At 67.1% G+C, this 10,914-nt stretch carries 7 protein-coding genes; 2 read left to right on the top strand and 5 right to left on the bottom strand.

Annotation, left to right across the window (positions count from 1 at the left end):
- Positions 1-321: 321 nt before the first annotated feature.
- A complete protein-coding gene (locus NN2_RS20170; protein WP_063015471.1) occupies positions 322-1,830 on the bottom strand; it encodes a phytoene desaturase family protein in 1,509 nt (502 codons plus the stop codon).
- Between the two features lie 196 nt (positions 1,831-2,026).
- Between NN2_RS20170 and NN2_RS20165 the strand changes: the two genes are divergently transcribed.
- The gene (locus tag NN2_RS20165; RefSeq protein ID WP_245658789.1) at positions 2,027-3,202 is read left to right on the top strand and encodes a phosphatidylserine decarboxylase; all 1,176 of its coding nucleotides are present in this window, start codon (positions 2,027-2,029) and stop codon (positions 3,200-3,202) included.
- 321 nt (positions 3,203-3,523) lie between these two features.
- Here NN2_RS20165 and NN2_RS20160 read toward each other — a convergent pair whose 3' ends face one another.
- Positions 3,524-6,802, bottom strand: a complete 3,279-nt coding sequence (locus tag NN2_RS20160) for a protein kinase domain-containing protein (protein WP_063015479.1) — start codon at positions 6,800-6,802, stop codon at positions 3,524-3,526.
- Positions 6,803-7,024: 222 nt separating this feature from the next.
- On the opposite strand from NN2_RS20160, the gene NN2_RS36430 reads away from it, so the two are divergent.
- Complete coding sequence (locus NN2_RS36430) at positions 7,025-7,789, top strand: Zn-ribbon domain-containing OB-fold protein (RefSeq protein ID WP_082857129.1); 765 nt, start codon at positions 7,025-7,027, stop codon at positions 7,787-7,789.
- A 202-nt stretch (positions 7,790-7,991) separates the two neighbouring features.
- Here NN2_RS36430 and NN2_RS20150 read toward each other — a convergent pair whose 3' ends face one another.
- The 3 genes from NN2_RS20150 to NN2_RS39215 are packed head-to-tail and all read right to left on the bottom strand — an operon-like array spanning position 7,992 to position 10,790.
- A complete protein-coding gene (locus NN2_RS20150) occupies positions 7,992-9,017 on the bottom strand; it encodes a C-terminal binding protein (protein ID WP_063015468.1) in 1,026 nt (341 codons plus the stop codon).
- On the bottom strand, positions 9,004-9,723 hold the full coding sequence (locus tag NN2_RS39220) for an IlvD/Edd family dehydratase (protein WP_218022042.1): 720 nt from the start codon (positions 9,721-9,723) through the stop codon (positions 9,004-9,006). Before NN2_RS39220 ends, NN2_RS20150 begins: the two co-directional genes overlap by 14 nt.
- Positions 9,724-9,740: 17 nt before the next feature.
- A complete protein-coding gene (locus tag NN2_RS39215) occupies positions 9,741-10,790 on the bottom strand; it encodes a dihydroxy-acid dehydratase domain-containing protein (protein ID WP_218022041.1) in 1,050 nt (349 codons plus the stop codon).
- Positions 10,791-10,914: the final 124 nt, after the last annotated feature.

The raw sequence follows: 10,914 nt of genomic DNA, 5'->3' as shown, positions 1-10,914 counted from the left end.
TGCTCGCCGGGCAGATCTTCATCACCGCCCCGGTCGCCATCGGCGCCGCGATCCAGTACTTCGCCACCACCACCGCGCCGTTCAACCCGCCAGCGCCGGCCAAGTAACGGGCCGGCGCTCGGGCTTACGAACCGAAACGGGGCATTAGCCCACGATTTCGAACAGCCGGTAGGACCCGAAGCATGACGATGCCCTCGCAGCAGCTGCTGCGAGGGCATCGTCACGTGCGCATGTTGTCTGCCTCATCCGGCATTTCGTCATGCCCTGCCGGCCTCGTCCCGCGATCTCGGCACTCGAATGTGCACACCCTGGACGGCCGGCTCATCGCGGCGGCCCGACCACCGGACCGACGTCGGGCATGGCGGTGATACCGAAGTGCCTGCGCAGAGCTCTCCGGGCGGCGTGCACGCCGGGCATGCCGTGCACACCGGGGCCGGGCGGGGTGGATGCCGAGCAGAGGTAGACGTCGGGCAGCGAAGTGCGGTACGGATCCCACTGCGCAACCGGCCGCGCCATGATCCGGTACAGCGACACATGTCCAGCAGCGATGTCTCCACCCACGTAATTGGCGTTGTGCGAGGACATTTCACTGGCGGGGATGCACCGCGAGCCGACGACGACATCGCGGAAACCGGGAGCGAACCGCTCGATCTGTTCGATCGCGGTCTCGGTGAGGTCACGCGTCGACCCGTTGGGGACGTGCGCGTAGCTCCACAGCGGCCGGTGCCCGTCGGAACCGAGGCGGGTCGGGTCGACGACGGTCGGCTGACTCACCAGCATCATCGGTGCCGGGTTGTGGCGGCCGCGACCGGCGTCCGATTCGGCGCGGGCCATCTGTTCGCGCGTGCCACCGAGGTGCACGGTGCCCGCCGCCGCGACCCGTGAATCGGCCCAGGGAACCGGCTCGCTGAGCACGAAGTCCACCTTGGCGACACCGTTGTTCGACGAGAAGCGGCCCACCGCCCGGCGGTAGCGGGCGCTGAGCCGGTCACCGAACACCTCGGCCAGCGTCCAAGGGTTCGTATCGAACAGGTACACCCGCGCCGGCGGGAGGTCCGCGACGGACTCGACACGCTGATCGCAGATCACCTCCGCACCGCGCGCAGCCAGGTCGGCGGTCAGCGCGTCGGTGATGGCCCGGCTCCCGCCGATAGGAATGGGCCAGCCGTGCGAATGCGCGAGCGTGCCCAGCAGCAACGCGGTAGCCGCACCTGCCGTCGCCGGAATCCTGGTGTTGGCGTGGGCGCCGACGCCACTGAGCAGAGCACCGCAGACGTGCGCGTCGGTGGTGCGGTCCCACACCCGGGTGCCGAGTTGCATCGCCCGGATCCCCATCGTGGCGGCGGTAGCGAGCCCTCGCGGGTGCAGGACCGAGGCGGGAATGCTTCGGACGTCGGACAACCCGAGGCCGCGGACCGCGTCGACGCCCTCGACCAGCGGCGTCATGATCCGCCGGTACAGCCGACTGTCACGTTCGCTGTGTTCGCCCAGGGTGGCCACCGTCCGGGAAAGGGCGCGGTAGGCCAGAGCCGCTGGCGCCTCGTCGAGCGGGTGGGCGAAGGAAATCTCGGGATACCCGAACCGGACACCGCGCGCCGCGAGATCGAACTGCGCGAAGAACGGCGAGGCTACCGCCATCGGATGCACGGCCGAGCACAGATCGTGCCACAGCGGAACCGCCAGATCGAGGCGTTGTGTGCGGCATCCGCCGCCCGCCTCCGGCTCGGCCTCGAGCACCGTGACCGACAGGCCCGCCGCCGCACAGACGACCGCTGCCGCAAGACCATTGGGGCCCGATCCCACGACGACGACGTCGCTCGATGAGTTCATCCCGCGCGCCTTTCCGTCGACACCGCGTGCACAGGCCTATTCCACGAGGCGGCAGCTTCAAACACGCGAAGGCCCAGCTGGGCGGCGGGCGATAGTTCCGCCTGAACCGTCACTCGTGCGTGAGGTGTAAACGAGGCTGCGGGGGTAGCCGACAGGTGGGGTCGGTGGCGAGCGGAAGGGGTTCGACGTGAGTGATATGGCGATCGCGCAGCGGTTGAGAGACCTTCTCGACGAAGACCCGGACTTGGCCGCCGGCTTGGAGCAGTCGCTGGTGCAAGCGCGGCAGGTGGCCGAAGACGGGCTGAAGGACGAGCTGCTCGAGGCGCTCCCGTGGCCCCAGTCCGTCGCGGAGTACGTCGACTACATCGACGATTTCGCTCGCTGGGTGCCCCGCGAGACCGACTCGCCCGCCTGGCGCGCCCAAGCACCGCACCAGCGGTACGCCCAAGAGGTCAGCGACCGGCTCTCGCACTTCTTCTGGATCATCGACCAGAGACCCGACGGCCGTGACACGTCCGTGGCATACGGCTCGGACACATTCCGGGAATGGGTCACCGACTTCGCCCGAGACTGGGGCAGCTTCCTCGACACACCCGAATCCTTCGGACCCGACGTGCTGGAATCGTTCATCGACAACGCTCCCGAGTACCACGTCGGCGACTCCCTGATCGACGGCAAGCCGAACGCACCCAGCGGCTGGATGACCTTCAACCAGTTCTTCGCCCGCGAACTGAACGGCGGCCTACGACCGATTGCCGAACCCGACAGCAACCGATCGATAACCTCACCCGCCGACTGCACGTTCCAACACCGCTACGACATCGATGACGCCTCGAACATTCCGGCGGCCACGATCAAAGACACCCACAAGTACGGCAATATCGCCACCCTTCTCACCGGCAGCGACTACGCCGAGAAATTCGCCGGCGGGACCTTCACCCACTACATGCTGCCGACCCACGCCTATCACCGCTTCCACCTACCGGTGGGCGGTCTCGTCAAAGAGTCGTTCGTGACTCACGGGCAAGCGTTCATGCAGGTAGAGCTGTCCGACCACAGCCTGAAGGGTCAGGACAACGCCGAGACCGGATTCGAGTTCTTCCAGACCCGGGGCGTGGTCATCATCGATACCACCGATTCACCGTGCGGCGACATCGGAACGGTCGCGGTCGTGTGCGTCGGCATGCAGAACGTCGCATCGGTAACCCTCACCTGCACCCCCGGCAAGCACATGGCCAAGGGAGACGAATTCGGCTACTTCACTTTCGGAGGCTCCGACATCATCCTGCTGTTCCAAAAGGGCGTCGACATCGACATCGATACCGCCGAGGAAACCCGTCTGGTCGGCGTGCCGGTGGCGCGGTGCAGGTGACCCTGCCCCGTCGCGCTCGCTCGCCGCGGGCTATCGATGCGGCGCTCATCGACGGTTCGGGCGATCGCTCACGACGGCTTCTCGCCGGCGTCGACCCGCTGAACGAACTCCTGGCGGACGGAGCTCGCTGACACGACGAAGCCGCATGCGAGGTCGGCCGACCACACCCCTAGCAAGCCCCTCACCGCGATCGATGAAGGTGTCGATCTCAGGGGCCGGTCGACCCGCCCGGTTCGCGGTGCCGGCGCGTACGAGTTCGGCTGCGGGGCAGCCGAACTCGTCGCTCCCGGCCCATGGCGACCGGGTTGCGACTCAGGAACTCTACCGACGAGCGCGGTCCACGAACCAGGCCGCTATCTGGGCGCGGGAGGTGAATCCGAGTTTTGTCAGGATGTGTTCGACGTGCCCCTGGGCGGTGCGCTGCGAGATCACCAGATTCGTGGCGATCTGCTTGTTGGTGAGCCCTTGCGCGACCAGCTCCGCGACCTGCTGTTCACGCTTGGTCAGCTGCGCCGGCCCGGTGGAGGCAGGAGGCGACTCGGCCGGCTGCTCGCCGAGTGCGTAGGCCACCGCGGCGTTCATCGTCATCGCCCGGCCGCGCCGCAACGCCGCACCGAACCGTCGCTCGCCGAGCGCGCGGCGCACGATGCGGTCGCACTCCTCGTGCGATTGCGACAGCTGCGGGAAGAAGATCGAGAAACCGGAACCGGACCGCAACAGACTTTCCGCGGCACCCATCAGCACCGCCGCGCGTTCACCGTCCTCCTCGGCGACGATCCAGGCCAGCCCCTCGAGATCGAGCACCGCGATCAGAGGGCTCCGGACGCGTTCGTTCACCCGCAGCGAGCGCCCCAGAAACTCTCGGGCGCGCGAGTTTTCGCCCTGCTGCCAGCTGTAGATTCCCAATCCCCACAACGTGCTCGACCGGAACAGCGATTCACCGTGTGACTCGGTGACGGCCAAGACTTGTTCGTGGTTCTCGATTGCCCGCCGGATATCGCCCTGCGCCGCCAGCGCCCAGCCGAGTGTCATCGACGCCGCGATATGGAGATGTCCGGCCGGATCCAAACCGGCCACCTCGATGGCGCTTTCGAAACCGGAGACCGCGCGTTCGGGTTCGCCTCGGTACAGCGCCAGAATGCCGTCGGCGGAGGCGACCAATGCCCGATGCAGCGGAGCGGGGTCCTGTTCGGCGAGGTCGCGGATCTGTTCCAGCAGCGATTCCGCGGCAGCGAAATCTTGCTGCTCGGCCGCCATCACGGTGCCGACATGCAGCGCCCGGATACGAACGGGAAGGGTGTGCGCGCCGGGGTGCGCGAGGACGCGGTCGATCCAGCGCCGCCCCTCGCCGTACAGACCCCGGAAGCTCCAGAACAGCCACAGCGCGGTGACCATGCGCAGTCCGGCCTCACCCGATTCCGTGGTGTCGTCGGACAGGCAGAACTCGAGCGCTTCGCGCAGGTTCAGTTGCTCGCGTTCGAGTCGCGCCAGCCAGTCGGGCTGCCGCTCGCTGATCCATTCGGCTTCGGCATCCCCCGTCAACTGCCGGCACCAATCGAGGTGGCGCCGACGCACAGCGGTTTCCTCGCCGGCCTCCCGCAACTGCTCACGCCCGTAGTCGCGCACGGTCTCGAACATCCGGAACCGGACAGCGCCCTCCAGCTCCTCCCGGATCACGATCGACTTATCCACCAGCGACGACAACTCGTCGAGCAGACTCCCCCGCCCCGCCTCGGCCGTGCAGACCCGCTCGACCGCATCCATCTCGAAACCGCCCGCGAACACCGACAATTGAGCCCACAGCCGCTGCTCGGCCGGTGCGCACAGGCGGTAGCTCCAATCGATACACCACCGCAACGTCTGCTGCCGCTGCGGTGCGGTGCGGCTGCCGCGAGTGAGCAGTGCGTAGCGGTCGGTCATCCGAGCCAGGATCTGCTCGGGCGACATCGTGCGGATCCGCGCGGCGGCGAGTTCGATCGCCAGAGGCAGGCCCTCCAATCGGGCGCAGATTCCCGCCACCGCGGACATATTCTTCTCGGTGACCTCGAATCCGGGCACCACCGCCGCCGCGCGCTCGGTGAACAACGCCACCGCGTCGTATCGAGGCAGTGCCCGCAGCGTCGGCGCCGCGTCGAGAGTCGGAACGGTCAGTGGCGAGACCCGCAGCACCGCTTCTCCGGCGATGTCGAGCGGCTCCCGGGTTGTCACCAGAACCCGCAGGTCCGCGCACGCCAGCAACAGCGTTTCCACCAGATCCGCCAACGCGTCCACGACCTGTTCGCCGTTGTCCAGAACCAGCAGCGCCTCCCGCGCACGCAAGAATTCCACCAACGCCTCACGCATCGGCCGCGCCGGATCGTCGCGCAACCCCAGCGCACCCGCCACCACATCGATCAGCAGTGCCGGATCGGTCACGTCGGCGAGTTCTATCAGCCACACCCCGTCGGCGAAATCGGTGCGCACCATCGACGCCGCCCGTAACGCCAGCCGCGTCTTACCGACCCCGCCGACACCGGTCAACGTCACCAGCCGCCCCGTTGCCAGCAGGTTCTTGATCTCGGCCATCTCTCCCCGTCGGTCGATGAAACTGGTCAGCTCGAGCGGGAGCTCGGCCGTGCCGGCGCGTCCTGAAACTGGTTGCTGTGGAACGGATTCGGTATTCGGCGACGTCTCGTCGCGCGGCCTTCGCTTGGCGGCCGGCTGTCCTGGCAGGGCCATCTCGCCGACCCGGTATCCGTGGCGGTGCTGGACCTCTCGCAGCGCCTCGCCCAGCTCCGCCGCCGAGGGCCGCGCCTGCCGATCCCGATTCATCGCCGACTCCACGAGCGCGGCGACGTCTTCGGGGATGCCGCCTTCGCGCAGATCCGGCAGCGGCGCACTGGTGATCCGCAGGAACTGCGCGACGACCTGCTCACCGGTGCGCCGCTCGAACGCGGCATGCCCAGTCAATGCGGCGAACAGGGTCGCACCGAGCCCGTACACATCCGCGGCCGGCGTCGCCGCTTCCCCTGCGAGCACCTCGGGCGCGGTGAAGGCCGGCGAGGCGGTCACCACCCCCGTGGCCGTATGGAAGCCGCCGGCGATCCGGGCGATACCGAAGTCGGTGAGTGCCGGTTCCCCGTACTCGCTCAGCAGGATATTGCCCGGCTTCACATCCCGATGCATGATCCCCAGCCGATGCGCGGTCTCCAGCGCACCCGCGATCTTCACCCCCACCCACAGCACCGTCTCGACCGGCAACGGCCCTTCCCGGCGAATCCACGCATCCAGCGAATCCAGCGAGTGATACGGCATCACCAGATACGGCCGCCCACTCGCGGTCACGCCCACCTGCAACACCGTGACGATATTCGGATGCCCGGTCAACCGGCCCATCGCCTTCTGCTCCCGCAAGAACCGCGCCTGATTGTCGGCGTCCAACTCCGCGGTCAATACCTTCACCGCCACTGCGCGATCCAGGGCCGGCTGCGTACAGCGGTACACCACACCGAAACCGCCGTGCCCGATCTCCTCGGCATCCTCGAAACCCGACGCACTCAACTCCACCGCCACGGGTATGTTCACGTCGCGGCTGGTCCGCAGCGGATCCTCGTCGACCATCAGTCGCTCGCGAAGCATTGGGCTGTACCGGGCGCCATGCGCTCACCTTCCGACACCGCCAGCGTATCGCCGGCAAAGCCGCGAGACCGGCGCTTCGACCACAGCACCCGGCTCCTCCGACACGGCCGCTCCACACCGAGGAGCGGGCTCCCCGGTCGAAAAATAGGTATGTTCCGGGTAGTTCTACCGTCGCGCGAGACACGCCCGGAAACGAAGCTGTGAATGCGGGGGATCCCGATATCACCTTCGAGGTTTGCGATGGTCCAGCACACACAGACACCGAGCGGCTACCACACCCGCACCGGCGACTCTCTGATGGTTCGACGCTGCAGGCAATGCGACGGAATGCACGCGCCGACCACTGCGGAATGCGCCGCGTGCCGTACCCGGAACATGGAGTGGACCCCATCGTCCGGCCGCGGCTCGCTCGTGTCCTACCGGCTGGTGCACCGCAGCATAGGCGCACCGCATGCCGAGGTCGTCCCGCTGACGATCGCCATCGTCGAACTCGACGAGGGACCACGCATCTACGCCACCGTCGAAGGCGACCTCCCGACCTCCTCCGACCACCCGGTGCGGGTGCGCTTCGAGGCCCGGCCCAAATACGACCGCTTCCCGGTCTTCACGATCGACACCGCGCCCAAGGAACAGCTTCGCGAGTCGCCCGGTGACGCGGCAGACCGCGGCACGGAATGCGACGCCGCGTGGGTGCGGTCCTCGCTGCGCCGCTGCGATCTGATGGCACGAGCGGGCCTGCTGAGCGCCCCCGAAAAGACACTGGTCGCCTTCGCCGTTCGATGGGCGCCCTTCGGCGGCTCCAGCGGGGAGGAGTTGCTCGTGGCCTTCGGCACCGATCGGCGCAGGTTCCTGCATCTGGTGGCCGAAGCCCTGCACCCACGACGGACCGACACGCGCGCGGTACGCGAACACAAAAGACTGCTGCATCAGACCCTGACCCGAGCATGGCAGGTTGGACACACGAACTAGCGGCAACCGACTGCTCTCGCCGAAGCGGCCGAAATAGCCGAGGCCATCAACGCCCGTACGCCGATTCCGACGCCGAGCGCGGACTGACCCGGACTGTTCGAGTGGGACTGTGAACGTACGGCCGTCGACCGCGACTCCGGCAAGTTGATGCTGAAATACCCTCTGTGTGAGAGCCTTTCGGTTCGGCAGTCCGTCGGGCTTGTCACCTCCGAACTTCGTTCCGCCCGGCGCCGGGCGGTAGGTCGTTGACCGGGTATCGCGCCGGTTTCCCGGTCAGAACCCGGACGGCCTCTTCCGCGGCGATGGCCCGCACCGTTCTGACAGCTTCCTCGGAGTAGTAGGCGGCGTGGGGTGTGACGATGATGTTGGGTAGTTCGAGGAGGGGGTTGGTCGGGCGCCATTCGCGCTGTTTCGCGGGCTCCTCCTCGAGGTCGTCCAGTGCCGCGCCGGCGATCCATCCTTCGGTGAGCGCCTGATGCAGCGCCGCGTCCTCCACGATCGGTCCGCGTGCTGTATTCACAAGGATGGCAGTCGATTTCATCCTGCGCAGCGTCGCACGGTCGAAGGTGTGGTGGGTCTGCGGAGTGAGCGGCGTTTGGACGATGACGTAGTCGGCACCTGCCACGAGGTCGTCGAACGACATCGGCCGGACCTGAGCTGCTCGGATCTCGGACTGGTCGGCGAAGGGGTCGTATGCCCAGACCTCTACGCCGAAGGCTTTCGCGCGTTCGGCGATGAGCCGTGCGATCGCCCCGAAGGACAGCAGGCCCAGCACCTGACCCCGCAATCTGTGGATGGGCTCCCCGGTCTTCCAATGCCATTCGCCCTGCCGGGTCGCCCGGTCGTACCGGCAGATCTTGCGGGCGGACGCGAGCCACAGCGCGACCGCATGATCGGCGACCTCTTCGGCACACCATTCGTTCGGCGCGTTCGTGACCTGTATTCCGTGGCGGGTCGCGGCGTCGACATCGACGATGTCCACTCCGGTGCCGTAGCGGGCGATCACCCGGCACCGGGTCATCGCGCTGATCGCGCGCGATCCGACCCGCGCGTACTGAGTCAGGACGCCGCCGGCCTCGCGGCCCGCCTCGATCACCTCGTCCTCGCTCTTGCACTGCGCGGCAACCAGCCGCAGACCGGCCCCCTCGATGATTGCGCGTTCGATATCCACATCGCCGAAGTCGAAGTCGGCGATCAGGATCGTTTCGCCGGAGTCAGTGTGAGTCACGAGGAATCCCCTTGGTGTGGACGAGGTCCTGGTACGCCACGGCAAGCTCGAGGCAGCCGCCGCTGTCCAGTTGGCCGACCGTGGCCCGGTAGATCTCCTGCCACGGTGTCTGGTTTTCCAGTTCCGGTCGTGTGTAGTCGGCCCACCGCGCGGTGATCTCCTCCTCCGACAGGAGGACGTCGACCCGCGCGTTGTCCAGATCGACACGGATCCGATCACCGGTGCGCAGGATGGCGAGATTCCCGCCGACCGCGGCCTCCGGGCTGGCGTTGAGGATGGACGGCGCGTCCGATGTGCCGCTCTGGCGACCGTCTCCGAGGGTGGGCAGCGCGGTGATGCCTCGTTGGATCAGCGCGGCGGGAAGCTCCATGTTCACGACCTCGCCCGAGCCCGGATATCCGACGGGCCCGGTATAGCGGATGACAAGGATGCAGTCCCGGTCGATGCCCAGCTCCGGGTCTTCGATGCGAGCGTGGTAGTCCTCCGGCCCGTCGAACACGATGGCGCGAAAGTCGAACGCCGACGGATCGTCGGGGTGCGAACCGCGGGCCCGGAAGTTGTCGGTGAGGACCGATGTCTTCATGATCGCCGAGTCGAACAGGTTCCCGGCCATGACGAGTAGTCCGCCGTTTGCGGTGACCGGGTCGTCGAGTGGGCGAATGACCGCCGGGTCGGCGGGCGGGACGTCCTCCAAGTTCTCCGCCACGGTTCGCCCCGAGACGGTTACGGCGTCCCCATGCAGGTGTCCCGCTCCAGCAGCGACCGCATGACTGCCGGGACACCGCCGGCGCGGTAGAAGTCCTCGCCGAGGAACTCCCCTGCGGGAGCCAGATTCACCAGCACGGGAATGTCGCGTCCGACGCGCTGCCAGTCCCGGTTGGACAACTCCACACCGACGTGACGGGCAATCGCGTTGATGTGGATGGGCGCGTTGGTCGAGGCCGCGATGGCCGATGCGACAACGATCGCGTTCTCGAAGGCCCGCAGGGTCATGATCTTGCGGGGAGTCAGATCCTCTCGGACCAACGTGACAGCCCGAAGGCCGGTGGCGTAGGCCATCTGCGCCCGCTCGTTGTAGGGAGCCGGTATCGCCGCGCAGCCGGGCAACGACATTCCCAGCGCCTCGGCCAAACTGTTCATCGACAGTGCGGTGCCCATGGTGTTGCAATGGCCGATGCTGGGCGCGGAGGCGGTCACTCGCGTCAGATATTCGTCGTAGTCGATCTGCCCGGCGGCCAACAGCCGCTTCGACTGCCAGATCACCTGACCCGACCCGGTCCGCATGCCGCGATGATAGCCATTGAGCATAGGCCCTCCGGACAGGACGATCGCCGGGATATTGACCGTCGCCGCGGCGCTCAGACAGGCGGGCGTGGTCTTGTCGCAGCCCGTCGTCAGAACCACTCCGTCGAGTGGATATCCGTAGAGCACCTCGACCAGTCCGAGATACGCCAGGTTCCGATCCAGCGCCGCGGTGGGACGCTTTCCCGTCTCCTGCAACGGATGAACGGGGAATTCGAACGGAATGCCGCCGCCATCGCGGACGCCCGCCTTGATCCGGTCGGCGAGGGCGAGATGGTGCCGATTGCAGGGAACCAGATCATTACCCGTCTGAGCGATTCCGATGATCGGCCGGCCCGACTGAAGCTCTGCCCGGGTGAGACCGAAATTCAGGAACCGCTCGAGATAGAGAGCCGTCATCTCCCGGTTTCCCGAGTTGTCCCACCATGCCTGACTGCGTAGCTCCCCGACGGTGCGCTTCGTCTGCGACATAGATAAGAGCATGTCTTACGCAGGGCTTTTCGTGTAGCAGGTCGGAGCGGCGGCGAGTTGGACCGAAGTCTCTACCGGTGGGAAGGCCGGCTCTCCGCGGGAATGGACAATCATCATGGCGTCG

Origin of the sequence: Nocardia nova NBRC 15556 (assembly GCF_001613005.1) — a bacterium.
In the GTDB taxonomy this organism is placed as follows: Bacteria; Actinomycetota; Actinomycetes; order Mycobacteriales; family Mycobacteriaceae; genus Nocardia; species Nocardia nova.
Note: the sequence above shows the minus strand (reverse complement) of the source record. Positions and strands in the feature narration are given on the sequence as shown.

Bases quoted from the DNA above. Each gene is read 5' to 3' on its own strand.
- NN2_RS20160 (WP_063015479.1), bottom strand. From the start codon at position 6,802: ATGGTCGACGAGGATCCGCTGCGGACCAGCCGCGACGTGAACATACCC.
- NN2_RS20170 (WP_063015471.1), bottom strand. From the start codon at position 1,830: ATGAACTCATCGAGCGACGTCGTCGTCGTGGGATCGGGCCCCAATGGT.
- NN2_RS36430 (WP_082857129.1), top strand. From the start codon at position 7,025: ATGCGGGGGATCCCGATATCACCTTCGAGGTTTGCGATGGTCCAGCAC.
- NN2_RS39215 (WP_218022041.1), bottom strand. From the start codon at position 10,790: ATGTCGCAGACGAAGCGCACCGTCGGGGAGCTACGCAGTCAGGCATGG.
- NN2_RS20165 (WP_245658789.1), top strand. From the start codon at position 2,027: ATGGCGATCGCGCAGCGGTTGAGAGACCTTCTCGACGAAGACCCGGAC.